We start from the raw sequence: 25594 nt of genomic DNA, 5'->3' as shown, positions 1-25594 counted from the left end.
GTTAACCTGTGAAATCAGTGGGGAAAGAAAAAAGGGAAATTTTATTATTTGCTAGTATAACTTATTGATAATTAATAATTTTTACGTACAGAAAAGAAAAGCCGTGTAATGTGATTACACGGCTTCTCAAAATGTGAATAATGTTGATAACTCAATTATAAACCAGCAGCTGCACTTATCTCCAGCATTCTTTCGATCGGTTTCAAAGCTGCCTTACGGAGATTTTCATCCATGGTTATTTCTGGTTCTTCATATTCCATACACAGATAGAGTTTTTCTAATGTGTTCAATTTCATATGCGGACAATCGTTACAGGCACATGCATTATTTGGCGGAGCCGGAATAAATGTTTTGTTAGGATTGTCTTTTTGCATCTGGTGAAGAATACCGGTTTCAGTAACCACGATATATTCCTGTGCATCGTCCTTTTGGGTGAATTTCAGAATGCCAGTGGTGGATCCAATGTAGTCAGCCACCTCCAGCACAGCCGGTTCACACTCCGGATGAGCCACTATCTTCGCTTTCGGGTGACGAACCTTCAATTTCATGATTTTTTCCAGGGAGAAGATCTCATGCACCATGCATGCACCGTTCCACAAAACCATGTCTCTACCCGTTTTTTTGACCAAATAAGCCCCTAAATTCCTGTCGGGGGCAAAAATGATCGGCTGGTCCTTGGGGACGCTTTCGATGATTTTTTCGGCATTTGACGAGGTACAGATGATATCGCTGAGCGCTTTCATACCTGCAGAACAGTTCACATAGGAAATCACAATGTGATCAGGGTATTTATCGCGAAACTTCTTGAACAGTTCTGGTGGTGCACTATCGGCCAACGAGCAGCCTGCTTTCAGGTCCGGCAACAGTACTTTTTTCTGTGGGCTCAGAATTTTTGCAGTTTCGGCCATGAAATGTACTCCGGCAAATACGATGATATCCGCATCCGTCTTTGCAGCAGCCTGGGCCAGTCCCAAACTGTCACCGATGTAATCTGCAATATCCTGGATATCCGGCTCCTGATAGTAGTGCGCGAGGATGATGGCATTTTTACGTTTTTTCAAATCTTCGATCGCTGCAAACAAATCCAGAGATGGGTCCACCGGTATATCCAAAAATCCATTGTGTTGCAAATTTTTTTTTGCGGTGGCAAAATCTATAATCATGACTATATATCTATTTAAATATTTAAAAAGAAAAACCCACTACTATTAGGGCTGTGAATATGTGGAAATTAAATTTCTGACCTTGATACAAATGTAGTTGTTATTCCTTTTGTCTTCATTATCCACATCAAAATTAACACCCTCTTTCCGCGCTACTGCTGAATTTCGTCACTTTCATCCACATAGGTGGATAACCTTCTCCGTGTAAATCTTTTCACTATACACCCTATTAGGAAATTGTTAAAAGATGACATTAACAATCCACAATTCACATTTTGAAATCCTAAGGGAAACTTTTGGCATAAAAACAAAATTAGTTTTACCTGTGGACAAAGGCACCTTTTCCCACCTTATTTTACGTTTTACAGGGGTTTTTACACATCAATTGTGGAAAAAAAACACGTCGGAATGAAAAACCGCCAAAATTGATATACACGCTGTTACGGCCTATTTTATTCACAAAATCCTGTGGATTGTAATTTTCCACTTTTTCACAATTGTGAATAAGGTTGTCTCCCGTTTCTCACCTCCTTCCTGCAAAAATACAGCGCCCAAAGCGGTTATGAAAGTAATTCACAGTGCGTGAAATCACTTCCCCCAAAATGTGGTTTATTGTGGAAAACCTGTTAATGAATAGCAGTACATAAAAGTGTTATAAGTAGCTCAAACCCTTTGCTGTATTGAGTTTCACCATAAAAAATACTCTTTTGCAGTTACAACTATTTTATTCTATTTTTGCTTTCCTTAAAAATGTAGACTATATAATATATGTCAGTAATTCAGAAAATCAGGGACAAGTATGCCGTAGTTATCATCGTGGTGATCTGCGTGGCGATTGTTAGTTTCCTGTTGCAGGATGCCTTCTTTGGCAGAAATTCCGTTGGTGGCCGTTCCACTTCCGTTGGTAAAGTAAACGGCGAAGAACTTCAGTATGCAGATTATCAGCGCCGGATATCCGACTATGAAAATAACGTGCGCCAGCAAATGGGCAACGTTAGCCTGACTGAAGAAGATCGTCAGCGTATCCGTGAACAAGTTTGGAACCAATTCCTGACTGAAGAAATTTTAAAAGGACAATACAGCAAACTGGGCCTCCAGGTTACTGACGCTGAAGTGGTAGACCAGTTCACCGGCGCTAATCCTAACCCAATTGTAATGCAGCAGTTTGGCCGCGATGGTCAGCTGGACCGTGTACAAATGCAACAGGCGATCTCCCAGGGTGGTGCTAACCCCCAGATCCGCGAAGCGCTGCACCAAATGCAGGCACAGATTGCACAGTACCAACTGCAGCGTAAATATCTGACCCTGGTAAGACAAGGTATATATTATCCTACCTGGTTAGCGAAACAACAACAGGAAGATAACAGCCAGGTGGCTAACATATCTTATGTAAACGTTCCTTACGCTACCATCTCTGATTCTGCCGTATCTGCATCCGATGCTGAACTGAACAGCTATATTCAGCAGCACAAGAAAATGTTCCAGGTAGAAGAATCCCGCAAACTGGAATACGTTTCCTTTGATGCGATCCCTTCCGCAACTGATACAGCTAATGCACTGCAACAGCTGATGATGCTGAAAACTGAGCTGGATACTGTTACCAATAAAGATATCGCTGGTTTCATCAACCGCAACTCTGACTCTAAATTCTTCGATGGTTACATCGCTAAGAGCGAAGCTAAATTCCCAATGAAGGATTCTATCGTGGATCTGCCAGTGGGTGGTGTTTTCGGCCCTTATTATGATAACCACCTGATCTCTTTCGCTAAAATGGTAGATCGCAAGATGATGCCAGACAGCGTAAAAGTGCGTCACATCCTCATCGCTGAGAATCCAAACGCTGGTGTTACTGACTCTATCGCTAAAGGTCGCGCAGACAGCATCCTGGCCGCAGTAAAAGGCGGTGCAGCCTTCGCTGAACTGGTTACCAAATACTCTGACGATAACGGTAGCAAAGCAAACAACGGTGAATATGAACTGACTCCTTCTACCGCCAGCCAGTTCCCTGCTGAGTTTAAAGACTTCGCACTGGAAGGCCCTGCCGGCGAATATAAAGTGGTAAAAACTCAAATCGGTTACCACGTTATGCAGGTAGTAGAAAAGAAAAACATTGGCCCTGCTATTAAAGTGGCTTACCTGGCTAAACCAGTTGAAGCAAGTAAAGAAACCAACAACATTGCTTATTCTGCTGCCAGCGATTTCTCCGCTAAAGCACGTACCAATGTAGCATTTAATAAAACCATTCAGGAAGGTAAACTGGTAAAACGTATTGCCGACAACGTTCGTCCTATGGACTTCGTTATTCCTGGTCTGGGTCAATCCCGCGAACTGGTTCGTTGGGCATACGACGCTAAGAAAGGAGATGTAAGCCCTGTGTTTACATTGGATGATAAATATGTAGTAGCTGTACTGTCAACCGTACGTGCTGAAGGTACCGCTCCATTGGAAGATGTACGCCAGCTGGTTGAAGCAGAAGTGAAAAAACAGAAAAAAGCTGACCAGATCATCGCTAAACTGGGTACACCAAACTCCCTGGATGCTGCTGCTAAAGCTACTTCTCAGCCTGTGCTGAAAGGCGAAGGCGTTTCTTTCTCTACTCCATTCATCGCTTCTCTCGGTTTCGAACCACGCGTAGCTGGTGCTGCCTTCAACAAAAACTGGGGAACCAAAGCGGTTTCTGCGCCAATTGAAGGTAACAGCGGTGTATACGTAATCAAAGTTGACGGTTACCAGCCTTCCGGCCAGCCAGCTCAGGATATTCCTTCCCTGCAGGCTGCTTACGAACAGAGCGTTACTTCCATGCTGGATAACCAACTGTTCATGGTGCTGAAAAAACTGAGCAACGTGAAAGACACCCGCTCTAAACTCTTCTAAGAGATACATTTTTAACTGACATAAGGGAAAACGCCTCCGCCACCAGCGGGGGCGTTTTTGTGTTGGTATGGTGACAATTAACGTGAGCGCTATTTCGTAAATTTGTACTCTAAATGCGGAAAAATGGAAGAAATCGTAAATAAAGTAGCACAGAGCGGACTCGAAACAATAGACCTGGAACAGTTTTATCCACAGGGAGAAATTGTGATTTTTGACCTAAAACCCTTCCTTTTCATGGAAATGATCCTGAAAGAGAAGGATTTCAGAGCCGCTTTGCAGTCGCACGACTGGGAACAGTACCGTGGAAAAAACGTGGGAATAGTTTGTAGCGTGGATACCGTGATCCCCATGTGGGCATATATGTTAGTAATGACCAGCCTGGAACCGGTGGCAGCCTATGCCGGCTTCGGGAATGCCGAATTTATATACAGCACACTTTACCTGCGCAGCCTGAATACCATCAACGTGGCCGACTATACCGATAAACGTATCGTCATTAAAGGATGTGGGGATAAACGTGTAAGCGAGGTGGCGTTTGCCGAAATTACCCGTTTGCTGCGCCCGGTAGTAAAAAGTATCATGTATGGGGAACCATGTTCTACTGTACCGATCTATAAAAAGAAAGCCTAGAACCACCCCCGCTTTCTGAACAGCCAGATCATAAACAGCAGCATAAATCCCATAGCACCTAAGGTGATAAAATAGCCGTTTTTCGTGTGGATTTCGGGCATGTTATCAAAGTTCATCCCATAGATGCCGGCCAGCAATGTCAGTGGTGCCATCAAAGTGGTTACCACTGCCAGCACCTTCATGATCTCATTCAGCTTCAGATTTAACTGGGTATGGTACATTTCCTGCAGGTTCAGCACCATCTCCCGGTATGTTTCGGCAAGCTCCGTACATTGTACAATATGGTCGAATACATCTTTAAAGTATTTGGTATCTCTGTCTTCCAGCACATCGCTCTCACTTTTCATAAATCCGTTTACCAGCTCGCGCACGGGCACAATAGATCGTTTGAACAGCAGCACTTCCCTTCTTAAGAAATTAATCCGCGCCATGGTTTTGGTATTCGGATAGTGCTGCACCAAGTCCTCCATCAGCTCAATCCTTTCTCCCAGCTTATCCAGCACTACGAAGTAGTTATCCACAATAATGTCAATAAGGGAATAACAGAGATAATCCGAAGAACCATTTCGTATACGGGAAGAGGCTATACGTAGTTTTTCCCGGATTGGGTCAAACAAGTCCCTGGTGGGATCGTCCTGGAAAGAGATGACATAGTTTTTCCCCAGCACAATGCTCACCTGCTCCTGTTCTATGGCGGATGATTCGGCGTTGTAATACATCATTGGCAGTAAACAGAACAGCTGCTCTCCAATTTCATCCATTTTGGCGCGCTGGCCAACGCTGATAATATCTTCTTCCAGCAAAGGGTGAATCATAAAGCAGGATGCGATGGCGTGCACCTCCTCTTTTTTGATCCCGTCCACATTGATCCAGGTGATATTTTCAGATACCATATAGGGATAGGTTTCAGCAACGGAGGTCAGCGTTTTTTCTTCCAGTGATTTTGGGCTGTAATTAAACACGGTAATGCGGGATTCAGCAACCGGCGTCCTCATGGCGGTAGGCACAGCCGGATTGTAGTTCATCATCCGCTGCTTTTTTACTTTGAATGGGTTCAGTACATCCAGTACCTGAGGAATAGGCAGTATTTTTTTGTTAGCCATCTTCAATTGCCGTGTTTATTGGTGGAAGATCCAAAATCTACGCCTAAATTAAGATTTTGTTTTGTTGATAATTTATTCCGAAAAATCAAACCAAGAAAGGGTCTTCCAAAAAATAACCTGCTCCTTGTAAGCCTATAGACTAACTAGAATAATTCTGTTAAAAAATCCCCGTCTGTATTACCGGACGGGGAGCCTGAAGATGGCCGCGGGCATTGCTTTAATGCCTGCGGCCAGGTTATACGTTTATAAACATTAGAATTTAGGAAGATGAATATCCGGCTGCTGGCCAGTAGCGGGTCTGGTGAACATATCTCCATACTGTGCATTGGCAGGCTTAAAACCACTGTTCCAGAGATAGAACCAGCCATTTTCCGAACCACCGCCGAAGTCTATACGATCTTTGGCTTTAGCAGTAGCGTCGTTGGTAAATTTAGCCTGGGTGAGTTCGATCCATTCGCCGGTATCTGTTTTGATCCAGTGATTGCCAAAGTAGCCCTTACGGCCGAGGTGCCCGTTTTCAAAAGAGAAGTTTTCCAGGAAGGAATACAGGTGCCCCATATATTTACCGTCTTTAGGTGCTCTGAAGCTGGCGATGAGCTTCCACTCCCTGTGCTCCGGCACGTAGAAGTAAGCGGTATAGGTAGTATGTGTGCCTTCCGGTACGCTGTGCATGAGGAAGCGGTAAGTATCGCCGGCTTTCCAGTTGTACACCCAGTGGCTATGGCCGCCGGTACCTTCGCCGCCGAAGCCGCTGGCATCAACGCTGTCACCTTTGGCGAGGAGCACCACCTGGTCTTCATACTTTACTTTATCCCTGGATTCCGGTTCACCACCGGCATCCCATACGGAGAAAATAATTCTTCTTTCGGTGGGCGAGTTCACCTGCATACCGAAATAGCCTCTGTGGAAACCGCAGGACATGAAGTAGGTGCCGAGTTTATCTTCTCCTTCGGGCACTTTAATCTCTCCATAAAACCACTCTACGTTTTTACCAGCAGGCACAGGATAGCCAAGATGTACGGAAGCCGCTCTGCGCCATGGTTTCGGATTAAATTGAATGTCTTTTACTGCGGTGCCTTCCAGATTCACGGACTTCACATCTGCATAAACACTCCCTTTTTTCTCAATACCCCGCAGCGATACACAGTAGAAGCCAGGGGTTTTGATCTTTGTTTCCAGTGCGGGAATCTTCGTATAGTCGCTACTGTTATTTACCGTAACAGTTTTTTCTACTCCGTTTACTTTCACACCAATTTTACTTTCCCCGTCAGCCTTGGCTGTCAGCGCTACTTTGAGGGTACCGGGAGTGGCCACATGAAAATAAAAATTAACGGTATTTTCTTTATCGGTCCAGCCTACCACGCCATTGCGCTGACTGATTTTCACATGTTCTTCTTCCGGATCGGCGTAGGCTGTAAAGCCAGGTAAGTCGGCCTGTGGAGTTTGTGCATAAGCACCAGGGGCTGCAGCCGCAATGAGCAGTGCCAGCAGTAACCAATTCTTTTTCATTGTTCTTTCGATTGATATACAGCAAATAAAAGCGCTCAAAGTACTAAATGCAATTTCACTCATCAAAAATTACAATGGAATGAGAAAATGCAGGCATGCAACGGATTGGGTAGTTAGCTATACAGCACAGCCGTAGTGAAAGTCCGCTCTCCTGTTGCATTTGGGGAGATGGGATTGTTTTTGCGGGAAAAATTCAAAAACTTAAAAGTTATGGCTACTGAATTAAGAAATAAGAAAGTTGCCATCCTGGTGGCAAATGGCTTTGAGGAAGTGGAACTTACAAAGCCGTTGGAAGCACTGAAAAATGCAGGTGCTACGGTAGAAATTGTTTCTCCGGAAAAAGAAAAAGTAAGAGCCTGGGCTGAAAAAGACTGGGGCAAGGATTATAAGGTGGATAAAACGCTGAGTAGCAGCAATTCACAGGATTACGATGCGCTGGTATTACCCGGAGGTGTGCTGAATCCCGATCAGCTGCGGATTAACAAGGAAGCCGTCAAGTTTGTGAAGGATTTCATGACCAGTGGTAAGCCGGTGGCGGCTATCTGCCATGGCCCGTGGACGTTAATCGAAACCGGGGAAATCCAGGGGCGCCGAATGACCTCCTACCCTTCACTGAAAACTGATCTGGAAAATGCGGGTGCTAACTGGGAAGATTCCGAGGTGGTGACGGATAACGGCCTCGTTACCAGTCGTACGCCTAAAGATTTGCCTGCCTTCTGTGATAAAATGCTGGAAGAGATAGCAGAAGGCGCACATGCCCTGTAGGAATTAGTTCTTTTTCTTTTTGTATTTGATTTCAACGGTGGCAACACCGGTGCTGATCATACCCAGCTTCTTCGCGGCTTTTTTGGAAAGATCGATGATGCGGCCTTTTGCAAATGGTCCTCGGTCGTTTACGCGAACCTTCACGGTTTTTCCATTCGCCAGGTTGGTCACCTTTAAGCGGGTGCCGAAGGGGAGGCTGGGGTGAGCAGCCGTCATGGCGTTCTGATGAAAGGTTTCACCACTCGCGGTTTTACGCCCATCAAATTTATCGGCATAGTAAGATGCCTTTCCCGATTGCGTAACCTTTTTGCTACAGGCCGTGCAGCAAAGCATTATACCGATAGCAATAAACGGAACTTGTTTTATCGTAGTGAACATGCAATATGATTAAGGTTTTCGCCGGATAAAAATAATAAAAAAAAGTAATGTTCTGATAATAAACCCGGGTCGAACAATGCGGCCGGCCTGGCGTTTTCCATAATGAAAGGAATCCAATCCGTAAAACCTTCAATTATATGGGAAAATTAGTTGCCGACCAGATAGTAGACATGCTGGCAAATGCCGGCGTACAACGAATTTATGCAGTAACGGGCGATAGCCTGAATCATATCAACGATGCCGTGCGCCGCGATGGACGCATTAAATGGATCCATGTGCGGCATGAGGAAGCAGGCGCCTATGCCGCCGGTGCTGACGCGCAATTGCTGGGAATCGGCTGTTGTGCCGGGAGCAGTGGCCCCGGACATGTGCACCTGATCAATGGCCTGTATGACGCCCACCGCTCCGGTGCACCGGTGATTGCTTTAGCATCGACCTGTGCCACCACCGAATTTGGAAGTGCCTACTTCCAGGAAACCAATACCATTAAACTTTTTGACGATTGCAGCTGCTACAACCAGGTAGCCGCCACCCCGGAACAGGCGCCGCGCATGTTACAGGCAGCCCTGCAACATGCGGTACACAGAAAAGGGGTAGCCGTACTCGGTATCCCCGGCGACGTAGCTGCCGCTGATGCAGCCGATATCACTACCTCCAAGAGGTTATACCATCCTAAACCTGTTATTCGCCCGGCTGATGAGGAGTTAAAATCTTTAAAAGAGATATTGGATAACGCAGGGAAAATTGCCATTTACTGCGGTATTGGCGCCAGCGCAGCACACGATGAAGTAGTACAGCTGTCCAATGTGCTGAAAGCCCCTGTTGCCTACTCTTTCCGCGCTAAAATGGGTATTCAGTATAACAACCCGAATGAAGTGGGTATGACGGGGTTGCTGGGAATTGCTTCCGCCTACAAAAGCATGCATGAAGCGGATGTGGTGCTGCTGCTCGGCACCGACTTCCCCTACACACCTTTCATCCCGGATAATAAAAAATTAGTGCAGATCGATTTACAGCCCGAGCGACTGGGACGCCGCGCTGACCTGGAACTGGGCCTGTGTGGAGATATTAAGGACACATTGACTGCACTGCTACCGATGCTGAAAGAAAAAGCAGACAGGGAGTTCCTGGATGCCATGCGCGAATTCCACCAGGAAGTAGAAAAGAAGCTGCAGACTTATGTGACGGACCTGGGCAAGGAAGAAGCCATCAGTCCTGAATATATCGCCACATTAATTGACCAGAAGGCCGCTGCCAACGCTATTTTCACGGTTGATACCGGGATGACGAACGTTTGGGCTGCCCGTTATCTTCACGCTACAGGCGAACGTGTGCTGTTAGGGTCGTTTAACCACGGCTCCATGGCAAATGCACTGCCCCAGGCACTCGGCGCCGCGCTGGCTGCTCCCGGCCGCGAAGTATATGCGCTCTGCGGGGATGGTGGTATCACCATGACGCTGGGCGACCTGATGACCATTAAACAATACAACCTTCCCGTAAAAGTAATCGTGTTTAATAATCGCTCATTGGGAATGGTAAAACTGGAAATGGAAGTAGCCGGCCTCCCAGACTGGCAAACAGATATGATCAACCCTGACTTTGCAGCTGTGGCCACTGCTATGGGCTTCCATGCATTTTCCATACATAAGCCGGAAGAAGCGGAACAGGTTTTCACCAGTGTGATTAATACTAAAGGGCCGGTACTGGTGAATGTATTCACTAACCCCAGCTCACTGGCGATGCCGCCAAAAGTGGAGTTCGGACAAATGAAAGGATTCGCACTCTGGATGGGAAAACTAATTCTGAGTGGCAGATACGAAGATGTTTTCGATGCTGTAAAATCTAACTATAAACACCTGAAAGACGTGTTATAAATTCATGCGACGTGTATTCGTTAGCGTTATATAACGCTAACGAATACACGCTAAATATTAGAAAGGATATCCGATTGCGATATTCAGGATTAAATTTTTCTTTCTCCACTCAGGATCTCCGAAGTTAATTTTATCAAATACCCACCGCTCTCCTTCGGGGTTATATGGTATGCGCAGCGGAAATGCGAGATCAAAGCGTACCACCACAATAGAGGCATCGATCCTGATACCGGCACCGGCACCAACGGCTATATCCTTGTAGAAAGTTTTCAGTTTAAACTGAGCGCCAGGCTTCAGCGGTTCTTCTCTCTGTAACCAGATATTACCCGCATCTACAAACGCAGCAAAATTGAAAACACTGGCGATGTGTAAACGTACTTCCGAGTTAAATTCCAGTTTAATATCTCCTGCTTCATTGGCTAGCAAGGAGGAGGAATCTACCTGCGGATTATGATAAGAGCCCGGTCCGAGCGTGCGTGCACGGAATGCACGGATACTGCTGCTACCACCGGTGAAATACTGTTTTACAAACGGCAGTGAGTTACTGATACCGGTAATGCTGTTACCATATGGAATACCATAACCCATGTATAAGCGATTAATCCACTGCTTGCCCTTTCCAAGCTGCCAATAGTAGCGGCCTTCCAGGGTTATACGCTCGTATTGCGCGAATGGGTTTTTGAAGATATTTTTAGTGGTGTCGCCCGACTTGGGAATGATCAGGCCTGCAATGTTGCCTGATACATCCAGGTTCGCACTGGCATAAAAACTATGCACCCTGTTAGGCGCCTGGTTGTTGAAAGTGATCGTATAATTTCCACCTAAAATAAATTGCTTGGAAATAGCGGCACGTTGACTGGGATCATTGGCCAGAATACTGTCGTACGCTGGTGTTGTTTTAGTTGGCAAAACATAGGTAATCGCTACCGGCGCAAAAGAGTGCGACAGATAAGGCGTACGTTGCCAGAGATATTGTAACTGCACCGTATAGGCGTTCAGGTTATACATGTCCGAGCGGCTATATAAATCGTAACTGGCACTTATGCGTGTACGCGGCACATATGGCGTACGCAGGTTAAGCCCGAAAGGCGTCCAGAAACGCGGGATAGTTACCGCAACTTCTGCCCCCAGCGAATATGAGTTTGACCCACCAGAACTTTTGTTACCGGTTTGCCATTCCATACCGCCGCTGATGCCTATTTCCAGCAGGTTGGCAGCATGCAGCCAGTTCCTGTTTTTAGCGGTTACTGATATCTGTGAACCAACAAAACCATTAGATTTGGATGTACCACGCAACTCCGTTTGCAGGGAGCGGCGCTGATACGGCGTCAGGTAAAATCTTGCGTCCAGATAACCGGTGTCTGCAGAGGTAGCATAGTAGCCACCATAAGTATTGTAGAAGCCACGGCCACTGGTGTCCCTTCTGTTGGCGGAAGTACTGTCCCCTCTTCTTCTTCCGGTGGTATCACCGTAAGTCAGCTGGTTACCGTAATTGCGGCTGCTGCTGTCGCGTATGGTGCCATCAGGATTGGCCGGTGCATTCGGGTTGCCCATTTCAAAGTTATGCCTGGAAGTATCACGCACTACCCTGAACTGTCCTTTTACAAACTTGAATACACCCAGGTTAATCAGCCTTTGCAGTGTGATGTCGTGCGAACTAAGCCTGTAAATACTGTCCGGGCGGAGGAACACTGACTTGTCGAACACAAATGGCTTAAAGCGTTTGGCACTATCAATCACATAAATGCCTTTATAGTTAACGGGAGTGCCGGTGGTGGCGGTAGAATCGTTTTCCAGGCTATAATCGGGATACAGGATAACATCATGTATCTTATATGGCCGTAGTGCTGTTATTGGAGTTGTGTTTTTTACTTTTACATAGAGGTCTACTTTTCCGTTTTCCGTACTATCCGCCTGTACAATCAGGTAATCAGGCGTGAAATAATAGTAGCCCTGCTCTTTTAAAATAGCGTGTATGCGATTCCGTTCAGCCTTGATGGAATCGAGTGAATAAGGCTTTCCGGGGATCAGGGAACTTTCTCCGGCAGTAGCCGCAATGCTTTTACCGATATGCGAACTATCTGTAATGAAGGTTACCTTTTTGATGGTATACCGGTGATGCGGTTCTGCGGTATATATTATAGAGGCTTTTTTTGAACCTTTGTTCTTTACTTCTGAAGTAACTACGGCCTGGAAGTATCCATTGTCAACCAGGTATTGTTCCAGTACATCGGAGGTGTACTCTGGCTTGGCCTGGCTTAGCAATACAGGAGGTTCCCCCCATTTTTTTCTAAGGAGATAATTAAGGCCTTTTCCTTTGGGTTCTTTTCCGAGATTGTATAACCACAGCTTAATCGGCATCCCGAGGAAACGCCTGTTCGGCTTAGGCCTTATCCTGCTGTTCAATCCATCCGAAAGGTAAGAATAGTCTTTAGGTTTGTCCTTTCCTTTCCAGCTTGCGCTGCCGCCTGTATACAGCCTGTCGCCCTCCGGAACGGTGCGCGTGGTGCTACAGCCACTTATTACCAGGATGGCAATAAGGCAAATACAGGTGATGATATGGCTATTTCTTTTCTGCATTATTTTTTTTCTTGTCGGCACGCAATTTTTTCTTTTCTGTTTTGGATTTGGAACGTTGCAGTATTTCTCTGAATTCATCGTAATCCATTACCAACATAAATGCCACACCTGTTTCTACCAGCTGGCCTTCGATCACGGACTGGCTGTCGTTACGCTGATAAACCCTGATACGGTAGCGACCATCTTTAGAGAGTTTGTATTCTACCGAGATGTCACCAATCAGAGAGCTCGCATTTTGCTGGTTACCGGTAAGCATGATATTGGAGCCTACGGAAACGGTGAGGCGGTCATTAAACAGGTTTTTAGAGGCGCCAATGTTCAGGTTTGTTTGTTCCTGTGCGGAGCCGGTAGAGTAATCTTCTTTGCTTTGCAGGTCAAAATTCAGGTCCACTCCTTTGATGAGGTTGCCCGCAAAATTATTCAGTTGTTGAGAGAGAATTTTACTCACACTGTTGCGCGCAGCCTGTCCTACCCCGCCGCCGCTATTGTCGAGGGTATTCATTGGATCATCCGGGATAAAGGTGCCGAGTACCAGCAATCCCATTACCTGCTTATTCAATTCAGATGGTACCTGGTTGATTTGCTTGATACGGTTGTATACAGAGCCGTCGAAATCGTTACGCTCTTTTTCAGGCATATCCAGGCGGAAGCTGATGTCCGGCTTTTTCAGGTTGCCTTTGATCATGAGGTATACTTCAAACGGAATACGCTGCTTATAGGTATTGCGTTTTTGCGCATCCATATTGCCCAGCTGATCCTGTACCAGGTCAATGGCCGGTGCATTTACGGTGTATTTGGCGGTGATGTCGAGGTCGGCGTTCATTGCATCACCGTTGAAGGTGATTACGCTACCTTTCTGAATATCGAAGGAGCGTTTGATGAGCTGGTTGAGCGACATCTCATACTTTCCTTCCTCAATTTCATAACGTCCGGTGAGGCTCATTTTGCTACTTGGGTCCAGCGTGGCATTGATGCTGGCAGTACCCTTAGCCTGCACGAAGTCCCCGTTCTGTTCATCTATCACAATTTTTATAGTAGATGCTGGTGTGATCTCTGCTACGCCGGAGAAGTTAATACCTTTGAGACGCGGGTTCTGGTATTTGATGCTATCCTGTCGTCTGAGCAGAGCCGAATCAACCGGGTTGCTCATATCCACGAATTCTACAACCCCTTCCCTGTCGGCTACGCCGGGCTCTTCCTGCGGAAGAATAACGGTGATATTTGATTTATCCCGCAGTTTCACGGTAGCGTCTATACGTGGTAAATCGAGGTTCCCACGGATTTGTATTTTACTATCGATAAAGGCAGGGCCCCATATCCACTGTTCCTTGTTTTGTTGCGGACCCAGTGCCATGAAGTTATCCGCATTCACATTGAGATTGAAATTGAAACGGGAATAGTCACGGGTATTGATACGGCCATTCATCACCATTTCATTGTTCAGGCTATCGGCAATCACCACGTTATTAAAGGCAATTCCTCTTTCATCGATCACGATATCTTCATCCGGCAGGTGCAGGTTTGCGCCGAGGAAACTCACTACCCCGCCTGCATTATTGAAATGCATATTGCCCAATATTTTGGGAGATGCCGTGGTTCCGGTGATATCGAACTTCCCGGAAATAGCACCGTACATGTTGCTCATGCTACCCATCGTGAAAGGTTCGAGCGCTTTCATATTCAGGTTGCCGATATCGATATGTGCATTGATAGTGCTATCGTAGGTACCGGATACGTTCATGTTATTGTCGGTACCGGCAAGGGTTGCATCCAGTTTATATTGGTTGGGCGCCGGGTTATTCACTGTTGCCTCCAGGGTGCCGAGTGGCGTGCTTTTAACCACCAGGCTGTCGATTTTTAATTTAGCGTCGATTACCGGGCTCTTATCCCAGTTACGCACGTTGGCGTCCGCATTTAGCAGGCCATTTGCCAGCAGTGTGTCCGTAGCCACCAGTGCCGTGATGGTGGACAACTGGAAGTCCTGTATTTTCAGTTGTAAAGCCGGTGTGGTGGCTGTGTCCTGCTGGGTGAGCAGGTGTATGGACTGGTTACCGTTCGACAAGCGGATGTTAGCCGAATCCGGCATACTGTTTTTCAGGCGTACGATATTGTTTTCGTCCACTACCCACTCCTGCCTGTTCAGGATCAATCCCGGTTTCAGGGAAAGCTCCAGCACATTGTCCGGCAGGAAATTCAGCAATCCACCGAGTTTATACTTGGTTTTGTACGCTCTGTCGCGCAGCACCATGTCAAAATTCACCAGGCCGGTATCCGCATGGGCGGCTATTTCCGTATGGTGCAGTGGGAAAGTAGGGTGATACAGGTGCGCCAACGCGGCATTGGCCTGTAAGGCGGTATCAAGTATGGTGGCAGTGATCAGCAGGCTGTCGATCCGGAGGGAGTCGTACACTATTTTAGGCGCGTCCGCATGGATTTTGAGCAGACTGCTATCGCTGTTGAAATGTCCGTGGAGGATCAGTGGATCATCTACCCGGAGGCCAGGGGCCAGGGATTCCAGGCTACGTGGCCAGGTAAGCGAACCATACCAGCTGAGCAGTTGACCCGGCGGCGGTGTGATGATTTTCCCTGAATCGGCGGGCTCCAGCGGTTTCGCAATTACGTTCGCAAACGCAGTTCCTATCTTCCTGTAATCAAACTGCCCCCATGCGTTAATCATGCCCAGCGGGGTACGCAGGTCAATGTATTGCAGACTGTCGTAGCGCGCCACGACGGATACAGTATCCAGCGGGATCACCTTATCGGCAGTCTGGATCTGCCATTGGGTGAGGAAGGCATTACCTACAATCTGCCGGGGCGTGATGGTAGGGAAATCCGCCTGTAGTTTGCCGATCAGTGTAAGCGGATCGGAGAACCAGTTGGTGGTGTACAAATCGGCCTTTGCCAGGTCGATGTCAGCTTTCAGGTTGTTGATGGTAGAATCTCCCAGGGCGCCACTGACCGCGAAAGTGGCGGTAATGCTGGTGTCCTGGCTTTCCCCTGTGGCGGAAAACTCTCCTTTATCGATGGTGGCCTGCACGTTTACGTCGTGGTACGTGTAGCCGTTGTAGGTAGCATCGTATAACACGGCATCTGCATTGGCTACCATGCCGGTTGTCGTGTAGCCCTGACCGGTAGCCGTCAGCTTACCGTTGATCCAGCCGTAGGTGGTATCCAGCAGCAGTTTGCCCGGGTTCACATGCAGATATGGAACATTAATACTGTAGCTGCTGCGCACACTATCCATGATGTTTACCAGCCTTGCTTTTATCTCTGCATTGGCATAGTCACTTTTCAGTTTGAGACTGGTATTCATGTTTTGCATGCCGCCCAGGAAGGAGCCCGTGGTGAGCATGTTTTCTGGCAGCCGCGGCGTGTCCGGCAAGGTGCCCGGTGGCAGCCAGGAGCGCAGCGGTTTGTTACCCGATTGGATGTACAGGTTCGGCAGGTTAGCGTTGAGTTTATCCACATCTGTGGCGTGGCTTACCTGGCCGTTTTCTACTTTAATGATATTGCCGCCATGGTCGTTGGCGTAAAAGTTTTTTATGTTCAGTTGACCCAGCGTGCCTTTCAGTATAGCCGACAACGTTAGGTCCTTATTCCACAGTGGTGCAAAGTTTTTGTTTTTCCTTGCGTCCGGCACAAAGCCCAGCCATTCGCCCAGCGCAACGCGTACAGAATCCAGTTCCGCGTCGATACCGATTTTATCCATGTCTTTCGACACATCTGACCAGGAAGGAACGGTAACGGTTATACGTTTACGTAAGATGCTTTTATTGGTTTGCACCAGGAAGTTTTTCAGCACCAGGCTTTGCGGTGTGAATAAAACATCCAAGTTGGCTTTCTTTATTGTAAAGCCGGACCTGTCGCGGGCGGTGAGCGATTTCAATACGGCGCTGATGGAGTCGGGCTGGTATCTCACGTTAGTAACCTTAGTGGAAACATTGGTGAGCAGCATGTGGTTATAATCCGGGTCCGGCCCTGCGGCTTTAGGCGGAGGGGCGCCATTATCGTACCTGACGGCGAGTTTATCCAGGTTTATGGTGGTGGCTACCAGTTTCCACGGACTGCTGGTGGTGTCCACCGGTGCCGGTGTGGTATCTTTACCGGGCATGAGCATTACCATACCGGAGCTGCCGGCAATCCGGAGTTCTCCAACCTGGATGTGGGCGCTGTCCTGGTCCATACTGGAATTGGAGAGTACCAGGTTGCCTACTTTCCAGGCGGTGTTGATGCCTATACCGTCGCTGCTGAAGAGGAATGAGCTGTTGGTGATATTCAGTTTTTTCAGCAGCAGGTGCAGGCTGGCTGCTGTGGTATCCGCTGGCTGTGGCGGAGGCGCCGCGGCCGTTACTTTGGCCGGGATATAATACTGGCGGAAGTAGCCTTTGAGGCCATCTACCTTTATATTTCTGAAGGAATACAAGGCATCGTCCACGAGGAGGTCATCCGGGTCAAGGTGAATTTCTTTCCAAACGATCACTGCGTCCATGCCGCCGGGGGTATCGTCGAAGCGGACGGTGAAGTTGGTCAGTGAAATATCTTTCAGGAGGTATTGCAGCGTAGTACCGCTGGAGTTATCCAGGGTATCGGGTGTTTTTTTGGGAGATACGAATGCATCGATGGCAAACTGGAAATTAAACGTAGAGTCGTTCAGGTGGTAGGCGTTCACCAGTACCGAATCCCATTGGAGTTTATCGATCTTTACCTCGTTATTGAGCAGGGATAGCAGGTTATAATGCACTTTCAGGGAGCGGGAATAGAAGAGTGCTTTATTGGTGGTATCAGCCACAAACACATCTCTTAGTTCCAGGTACTGCCATCCCCTGGCTCTCAGGTAGCCAATTTTTACGCGGGTATTCAATTTTTTTTGGAGGTAGGATTCACCTTGCTGGCGGAGATAGTTCTGCACACCATCGATCTGCAGCAATAGCAACACCATAACGGGCAATAGGAGCACCGCTACAATAATCCATAATATCCACTTCCACCAGGGGCGGCTGTGATGTTCTCCGGTTTCTGCAGGTTCTGTCACGTGATATTTTCGGGTATGTTAATTACAGAATTAAAACGCACAAAGGCGTTTATAGTTTACTCCAAAACAGGATTGTGTCATGCAAAGTCAGGGCCACATAACGGCCCATACAAAATTCATACCTGGGGCACAGGGTTATGACGCTTGGTGCAAGAATACGTTAAATACGGTAACGGGCATACTTTTTTTCTGTAAAAACGGTGCAAATCCTATATAACAGGGTGATTCCGCTGGTTGAACTTACGAATGTACCAGAGCAGTTTATCTTTCTTTTCCTTGTCGGTTCGGAACTCCTGCAACAGTTCGGGGTCCTGCGGAAGGATATATTTTTTGAGGTTATAGGCGGATAGTTCGAGGATTTCGCCGGTGATAATGTTGATTACTTTGTAGCATTCAACGGACACGTTCATGGGGCCGGTGGTCATGTCGGCCGGATTATATGTACGGCCGGCGGGCTGCATGCGTCGCTGAAAATAGATGCAATAGTAGCCGGTTTCGATGATTTTGTTGAGGCCATTATCGCGAACGTAGATGTGCTGGCCATCGCAGTAGCCCCAGTAGTCTTTCACTTTGCGCTCTCCTGTGGCGTCGCGGATGACGAGCTGGTTTTTATCGGCCAGGAGGTACATTTGGGCGGCGCTGCTGCGGTCTTTGATCACGAGGTTTCCGTTTTCAGAAGGTGCGTTGGTCTGAAATTCCCGGAAAGTATGGTAAAGTCCCTGTTGATAAGTGTTGGCATAAATAATCAGGGAAGATGCCGGTGGCTGCTGGGCTATGGCGAAGCAGCAGGCTATGAGGAGGCACCAGGTACACAGCACTTTTTTCATTATACATCCATGTATTTAGCCGCAGGATTGTGGCTTTATAGCTGCGGGTATGGAGGTCCGCGTCTATTGCAGTTAATAAATCGATGTAAAGGTATTTTTTCTGTGTGCCGGCAAAACGGGAAATAGCTGAATAGCCTTATTCCTTCTGCTAAGGAAGCGATTGCATCTCCCGAAATAAAAATAAAAGGCCGGGTAAAAACCCGGCCCGACTGAAGGTTACAACAAAATCTAAACCTGCTTATGAGAAAAGTTAAACAGCCGAAGCTGTAATATGATTCAGACAGGTTGATTATCAACGATAATCGCCTGTTACAAAGCCATGGCTTGTAACGAATGGTCTTTACTTTCCAGCTGGGAAGATCCCATCAGGAACTCATCTACTTTTCTCGCACACTCGCGACCTTCGCTAATGGCCCATACCACCAGTGACTGACCACGGCGCATATCGCCGGCGGTGAACACTTTAGGAATGGATGTCAGGTATTGTTTTTCAGAGGCTTTGACATTGCCTCTTTCGTCTCTTTCAACTTCCAGCTGGTCCAGCATACCCACGTGTTGCGGGTGTACAAAGCCCATTGCCAGGAAAGCGAGCTCGCAGGGAACATCTCTTTCGGAGCCTGGAATTTCGGTGAATTTAGCGGGGCGACCATCCGGGCTGAGGGACCATTGCAGGTCAACCAGGCGGAGGGCTTTCAGGTTGCCGTTTTCGTCGCCGATAAATTCTTTGGTAGCGATGGCCCATTGTCTGTCGGCACCTTCTTCGTGGGAAGTCGATGTTTTCAGCGTCATTGGATAAGTAGGCCAAGGCATATAATCCGTGCGTTCACCTGGAGGTTTAGGTAATAATTCCAGTTGAGTGATGCTTATTGCGCCGTGACGGTTGCTGGTTCCCACGCAGTCGGAACCGGTATCACCACCACCTATTACTACAACATTTTTGCCAGTAGCCAGGATATCGGTGCCATCTACGCTAAGCTCAGCCACACGCTTGTTTTGTTGTTTTAAGAAGTCCATGGCAAAGTGTACTCCTTTCAGTTCGCGTCCGGGAATGTTGAGGTCGCGTGGAATTGTTGACCCACCGGCCAGAACCACAGCGTTGAATTCTCTCAACAGATCGTTGGCATTAACGGTAACGCCTATATTAGTGTTGCATTGGAAGGTGATCCCTTCTTCTTCCATCACTTTGATACGGCGGTCGATCACCCATTTTTCCAGTTTAAAGTCCGGAATACCGTAGCGGAGGAGGCCTCCTGGCTTATCGTCGCGTTCAAACACGGTTACCTGGTGGCCGGCGTAGTTCAGTTGTGCTGCGGCGGCGAGGCCTGCAGGGCCGGAGCCTACGACGGCTACTTTTTTACCGGTACGCACTCTTGGCGCTTTGGCCTGCACCAAACCTTTTTCGAATGCGATTTCGATAATATTCTTTTCTATTTCTTCAATAGCTACCGGTGGCTGATTGATACCCAGTACGCAGGCGCTTTCACAGGGTGCTGGGCAGATACGGCCGGTAAATTCCGGAAAGTTGTTGGTAGATGTCAGTACATCGTATGCTTCCTGCCAGTCCTGGCGGTAAACAGCATCGTTAAATTCTGGTATTACGTTACCCAGCGGGCATCCGCTGTGGCAGAAAGGCACGCCGCAGTTCATGCAGCGGGCAGCCTGCTGATTCAGTTTTTGTTCAGGAAAACGCTCTACAAACTCGTTGTAGTGTTTTACTCTTTCCCGCGGATCTGATTTCCCGGGCAGCTCGCGTGTAAATTCCAGGAATCCTGTAGGTTTACCCATAATAGCCTCCACAAAGTCCCTTTAAACACAAGGGATATTTTGATGATGAATGTTAATTGTTACTAGTGGCCTACTTTCTGACCTAATGCTTTGCCTGCTTTCAGTGCTGCCTTGTATTCTTTAGGGAACACTTTCACGAAGTGGCGCAGTTGGTTATCCCAGTCTTTCAGGATAAACTTAGCTACGGTGCTGTTCGTGTAGGCGTGATGTTTAGTAATCAGGTCCTGCAGGGCTGCTACGTCTTCCTGATCCAGTGGATCGAGGTCGATCATATCGCGGTTGCAGTGGTTAGCGAAGTTGCCTTTCACATCGTATACGAAGGCAATACCGCCTGACATACCTGCACCGAAGTTGCGTCCTGTTTCGCCGAGGATGACTGCGCGGCCGCCGGTCATGTACTCGCAGCCGTGATCACCCACGCCTTCGGTTACAACGGTAGCACCGGAGTTACGTACGCAGAAGCGTTCGCCCGCTTTACCGCGGATGTAAGCTTCCCCGGAAGTAGCGCCATAGAAGCATACGTTACCGGCGATGATGTTGTCTTCTGCCTTGAAGCCTGCTTCTCCGCTTGGATAGAGGATCAGTTTGGCGCCGGACAAGCCTTTACCGAAGTAGTCATTGGCTTCTCCTTCCAGTTCCAGCGTCAGACCTTTGGTCGTAAATGCGCCAAAGCTCTGACCGGCGGAACCTGTAAACTTGAAGTGAAGGGTATCTTCAGGAAGGCCTTCGCTCAGGTAGCGTTTAGTGATTTCGTTTGATAAAATGGTACCGATAGTACGGTCAGTATTTCTAACATTAAACTGGTGGTATACACGGGCTTTCTTTTCCAGTGCCGGCTGTGCTACTTTGAGCAGCTGCCAGTCGAGCACTTCGCGTAAACCGTGATCCTGTTCTTCCTGTTTGTACAGCCCTGTTTCGGCAGCAGCTGGTTCTTTGTACAGGATTGGGCTCAGGTCCAGTTTCTGTGTTTTCCAGTTGGTGATGTCTTCGCGCATCTGCAGGCTGTCTACCTGTCCCACCATTTCGTTAACGGTGCGGAATCCGAGATCGGCCATGATTTCGCGGAGTTCTTCTACGAGGTAGTTGAACAGGTTTACCACATGCTGCGGGTCGCCGGTGAAGCGCTTGCGGAGTTCAGGGTCCTGGGTGGCCACACCTACAGGGCAGGTGTTTACATGGCATTTACGCATCATGATGCAGCCTTCTACTACCAGTGCGGCAGTAGCCACGCCCCATTCTTCCGCACCCAGCAGGGTAGCGATGGCGATGTCGCGGCCGGTTTTCAGCTGACCATCGGTCTGCAGTACTACGCGGCTGCGGAGTTTATTTTTAACGAGGGTTTGGTGAGATTCAGCCAGACCGAGTTCCCAGGGCAGCCCTGCATGTTTGATGGAGCTGATCGGAGAAGCACCGGTACCGCCGTCGAAACCAGAAACCAGTACTACATCGGCGTGTGCTTTTGCCACACCGGCAGCGATGGTGCCTACACCTGCTTTAGATACCAGTTTTACACTGATACGTGCAGCGCGGTTAGCGTTTTTCAGGTCAAAGATCAGCTGAGCCAGATCCTCGATAGAGTAAATATCGTGGTGCGGAGGCGGAGAGATCAGACCTACCCCTGGTGTGGAGTGTCTTACTTTCGCGATCCATTCGTCTACCTTATGACCAGGCAGCTGACCACCTTCCCCTGGTTTAGCGCCCTGTGCCATCTTGATCTGCAGTTCATCTGCATTGGTCAGATAGTAGCTGGTTACGCCAAATCGGGCACTTGCCACCTGCTTGATAGCAGAGCGCATAGAGTCACCGTTAGGCAGTTGCTCGTAACGGATTTCATCTTCTCCCCCTTCACCGGTATTGCTTTTAGCACCGATGCGGTTCATCGCGATAGCGAGTGTGGAGTGCGCTTCGTGGGAAATGGAACCAAAGCTCATTGCACCGGTAGCGAAGCGTTTCATGATGCTGGACGCCGGCTCTACTTCATCGATAGAGATAGATGGGCGTGTACGCTTGAACGTGAACATGCTACGGAGGGTAGCTGCTTTTTCGCTCTGGTCGTTAACGGCTTTGGAATATTTTTTAAACGTGCTGTAATCGCCCATACGGGTAGCCAATTGCAGCAGGTGAATGGTATTCGGATTAAAGAGGTGGAACTCACCTTTGCGTTTCCACTGGTATACGCCACCTTCTGTGAGGCGCTGCACCGGTGTTTCTTTGCGACCATAGCCCATCCAGTGTTTTGCCAGTGTTTCACGGGCAATATCATCTGTAGTGAGGCCCTGGATGCGGGAAACCGCACCGGTGAAGTATTTATCCACTACGCTCTGGCTGATACCGAGGATTTCGAAGATCTGCGCACCCTGGTAGGATTGCAGGGTAGAGATACCCATTTTGGAGAATACTTTCAGCAAGCCATCGCAAACAGCTTTGATGTAGTTTTTCTTCAGTTTATCAGGGTCCTGGTCGGTGTCCAGCTTGCCATTGATTTTCAGGTCACGGATGGTGCTCAGTGCCAGGTATGGGTTGATGGCGGTAGCGCCAAAGCCCAGCAGGCAGGCAAAGTGATGTACTTCCCATACGTCGCCGGCTTCTACGATCAGTCCTACCTGGCCACGGTAACCCTTACGGATCAGGTGGTGGTGTACTGCGGAAGCAGCCATCAGAGAAGGGATGGCGGCGTGCTCGGAGTCGATGGCACGGTCAGAGAGGATGATTACCTCGAAACCGTCTTCCACGGCATCAACAGCGTAGCGGCAGAGGCGGGCCAGTCCTTTCTCCATGGAGCCAGGTTTACCATCCGCTTTGAAGTAAGTCTGCAGGGTTTTAGCCTGGAACAGACCGGTATCAATGCTGCGGATTTTTTCCAGCTCAAAGTTGTTGAGGATTGGATGGCGCAGTGCCAGACCGTGGCAGTGCAGCGGATCTTCATCGAGCAGGTTACCGTTGTTGCCCACGAAGGTAGCGAGCGACATCACCAGTCTTTCCCTGATCGGATCGATTGGCGGGTTGGTTACCTGGGCGAACAACTGCTTAAAGTAGCTGCTGAGGTGCTGCGGCTGATTGCTGAGTACTGCCAGTGGCGCATCTGTACCCATGGAGCCTACCGGCTCTTTACCATCGATGGCCATTGGCGCAATGATGGTGTTCAGGTCTTCGGTGGTATAACCGAAGGCGCGCTGGTATTTAAAGATCTGCTCATGTTCCAGGTGCGTAAAGGTTACGCGTGGTTCAGGCAGTTCTTCGAGGCGGATTTTGTATTTATTGAGCCACTCGCCGTAAGGTTGCTGAGAGCATATTTGCTGTTTCAGTTCCTCATCGCCGATGATGCGGCCCTGGTCCATGTCTACGATGAACATTTTACCAGGTTGCAGGCGGCCTTTTTCTTTTACGTTTTTAGGATCGATTGGCAGTACCCCGGCTTCCGAAGCCATGATCACGCGGTCGTCTTTAGTAACCACGAAGCGGCTTGGGCGCAGACCGTTACGGTCGAGGGTAGCACCGATGATTTTACCATCTGTGAAGGAGATGGAAGCTGGTCCATCCCATGGCTCCATCAGCGAGGCGTGGTATTCGTAGAATGCTTTCTTCACCGGGTCCATATCCTCGTTGCCGTCCCATGCTTCAGGAACGAGCATCATCATTACATGCGGGAGGGAGCGACCGGAAAGGGTCAGCAGTTCTATCACGTTATCGAGGCTGGCGGAGTCGGACTGGCCATCTTCCACGATCGGCAGGAGCATTTCCAGTTCTTCTTTGGAGAAGTATTTGGAAACGAAATCTCTTTCGCCGGCGCGGAGCCAGTTGAGGTTACCTTTCAGGGTATTGATTTCACCGTTGTGGGCGATATATCTGAAAGGATGCGCCAGGCTCCAGCTTGGGAATGTATTGGTTGCAAAACGGGAGTGGATCAACGCGAAGGCAGATACCATTTTCTCATCAGCCAGGTCTGGATAATAATGACGTACCTGATAGGTGGTCAGCTGTCCTTTATATACGATCGTCTGATAAGACATGGAGGCGATATAAAAGGATGCTTTTTCCTTTGGAATAGTGTTGCGAACAGTTTTGGTAACATAGTTACGCAGTACGAACAGTTTACGTTCAAAACTGGTGGCATCACTAATATGATAAGGGCAGGCGATAAATACCTGCTCAATTTCAGGTTCTACAGAAAGGGCGGTTTCACCGATACCATCGGGACGCACAGGTACCTTGCGGTAGCCAAGGATTTCCAGACCGAGCTTTTCAGCAGAGCGCTGGAGGATTTCACGGCACTCTTCGCGCCAACGAGGTTCTTTAGGGAAGAAGATCATCCCTACACCGTATTTGCCAAACTCTGGTAAACGGATACCCAATTTCAGGCACTCATCATAAAAAAACTCATGTGGCATCTGAAACAGAATACCTGCACCATCTCCAGTGTTTTGCTCACAGCCGCAGGCACCGCGGTGCTCCATGTTTTCAAGCATGGTCAGCGCATCACTGATGATCTGGTGGGATTTACGCCCCTTAATGTGAGCGGTAAAACCTGTTCCGCAGGCATCATGTTCGAATTCAGGACGGTATAAACCTTGCGTTTGCTTCACTTCATCCATTGATTTGATAAATTTAATTCTTAGGCACACTTCCCCCATTGACTTGCGCCGTGGGTGATGGTGTACGATATTTTTCGGGAACGGTTTAAAGATACTAAAGGAATGCGACTTTTTTTATACAAACTTTTGTTATAGGGCTAAAATTTAGAAAAATTGAAAATAAAACCAATGACGGTTTAAATTTTTTAAAAAAATGGAGTTGCGCTAAGCCTCCGGGAGCCAGCTGAAGCAGGGGTAAAGCTAAAATCTGAATATTTTTTTAGCAACCAAATGCGAATAATCGACCATAAATGAGCAAAATATCATACAGTGGCGGGTTTGAGGACACTAAAGTTATCAAGCTGTATGTGGAAATATAATAATAGGTAGATAATAATATATGTATGTGACATAGGTATCATACCCTAAAAGTAAATTCCCGGAGCACCCGCTGCTACTTTAATTTCTCTTTTTATCTTAGTATCAGCACGACTAACATCTCC

Annotated in this window: 13 protein-coding genes; 4 read left to right on the top strand and 9 right to left on the bottom strand. The window is 48.0% G+C overall.

From position 1 onward, the window contains the following. Positions 1-155 precede the first annotated feature (155 nt). Positions 156-1163: a quinolinate synthase NadA gene (nadA, locus tag BUB18_RS15265; RefSeq protein WP_073082600.1), complete on the bottom strand. Its 1008-nt coding sequence runs from the start codon at positions 1161-1163 to the stop codon at positions 156-158. Positions 1164-1931: 768 nt separating this feature from the next. Here nadA and BUB18_RS15260 point away from each other — a divergent pair. Both BUB18_RS15260 and BUB18_RS15255 read left to right on the top strand, forming a co-directional pair. Continuing rightward, positions 1932-4037 (top strand): peptidylprolyl isomerase, encoded by a 2106-nt coding sequence (locus BUB18_RS15260; RefSeq protein ID WP_073082598.1) that lies wholly within the window; start codon positions 1932-1934, stop codon positions 4035-4037. 123 nt (positions 4038-4160) lie between these two features. After that, on the top strand, positions 4161-4667 hold the full coding sequence (locus BUB18_RS15255; protein WP_073082595.1) for a DUF2480 family protein: 507 nt from the start codon (positions 4161-4163) through the stop codon (positions 4665-4667). On the opposite strand, the gene corA is transcribed toward BUB18_RS15255, so the two are convergent. Further along, positions 4664-5770 (bottom strand): magnesium/cobalt transporter CorA, encoded by a 1107-nt coding sequence (corA, locus tag BUB18_RS15250; protein WP_083550055.1) that lies wholly within the window; start codon positions 5768-5770, stop codon positions 4664-4666. The two genes, BUB18_RS15255 and corA, sit on opposite strands and share 4 nt — an antisense overlap. 252 nt (positions 5771-6022) lie before the next feature. Further along, on the bottom strand, positions 6023-7279 hold the full coding sequence (locus BUB18_RS15245; RefSeq protein WP_073082589.1) for a DUF3472 domain-containing protein: 1257 nt from the start codon (positions 7277-7279) through the stop codon (positions 6023-6025). 210 nt (positions 7280-7489) lie between these two features. On the opposite strand from BUB18_RS15245, the gene BUB18_RS15240 reads away from it, so the two are divergent. Then, positions 7490-8044, top strand: a complete 555-nt coding sequence (locus BUB18_RS15240) for a type 1 glutamine amidotransferase domain-containing protein (protein WP_073082586.1) — start codon at positions 7490-7492, stop codon at positions 8042-8044. Positions 8045-8047: 3 nt separating this feature from the next. Here BUB18_RS15240 and BUB18_RS15235 read toward each other — a convergent pair whose 3' ends face one another. Next, on the bottom strand, positions 8048-8422 hold the full coding sequence (locus BUB18_RS15235) for a septal ring lytic transglycosylase RlpA family protein (RefSeq protein ID WP_073082584.1): 375 nt from the start codon (positions 8420-8422) through the stop codon (positions 8048-8050). A gap of 137 nt (positions 8423-8559) precedes the next feature. On the opposite strand from BUB18_RS15235, the gene BUB18_RS15230 reads away from it, so the two are divergent. Continuing rightward, positions 8560-10296, top strand: a complete 1737-nt coding sequence (locus tag BUB18_RS15230) for a thiamine pyrophosphate-dependent enzyme (protein ID WP_073082581.1) — start codon at positions 8560-8562, stop codon at positions 10294-10296. 57 nt (positions 10297-10353) lie between these two features. Here BUB18_RS15230 and tamL read toward each other — a convergent pair whose 3' ends face one another. The 5 genes from tamL to gltB all read right to left on the bottom strand — a co-directional run bounded on the left by tamL (position 10354) and on the right by gltB (position 25112). Beyond that, positions 10354-12876 carry a translocation and assembly module lipoprotein TamL gene (gene tamL / locus BUB18_RS15225; protein WP_073082578.1) on the bottom strand — a complete coding sequence of 841 codons (2523 nt, stop codon included), beginning with the start codon at positions 12874-12876 and terminating at the stop codon, positions 10354-10356. Further along, complete coding sequence (locus tag BUB18_RS15220; RefSeq protein WP_073082575.1) at positions 12860-17908, bottom strand: translocation/assembly module TamB domain-containing protein; 5049 nt, start codon at positions 17906-17908, stop codon at positions 12860-12862. The genes tamL and BUB18_RS15220 overlap by 17 nt, the downstream gene beginning before the upstream one ends. Positions 17909-18117: 209 nt before the next feature. Beyond that, positions 18118-18735, bottom strand: a complete 618-nt coding sequence (locus BUB18_RS15215) for a hypothetical protein (RefSeq protein WP_073082572.1) — start codon at positions 18733-18735, stop codon at positions 18118-18120. A gap of 309 nt (positions 18736-19044) precedes the next feature. Next, on the bottom strand, positions 19045-20532 hold the full coding sequence (locus BUB18_RS15210) for a glutamate synthase subunit beta (protein ID WP_245805679.1): 1488 nt from the start codon (positions 20530-20532) through the stop codon (positions 19045-19047). Between the two features lie 50 nt (positions 20533-20582). Continuing rightward, a complete protein-coding gene (gltB, locus tag BUB18_RS15205) occupies positions 20583-25112 on the bottom strand; it encodes a glutamate synthase large subunit (protein ID WP_073082571.1) in 4530 nt (1509 codons plus the stop codon). Positions 25113-25594 lie beyond the last annotated feature (482 nt).

The sequence above is a fragment of the Chitinophaga jiangningensis genome (assembly GCF_900142605.1).
GTDB classification, from domain to species: domain Bacteria; phylum Bacteroidota; class Bacteroidia; order Chitinophagales; family Chitinophagaceae; genus Chitinophaga; species Chitinophaga jiangningensis.
The sequence above is the reverse complement of the archived record's forward strand: the minus strand, read 5'-3'. Positions and strand labels throughout refer to the sequence as shown.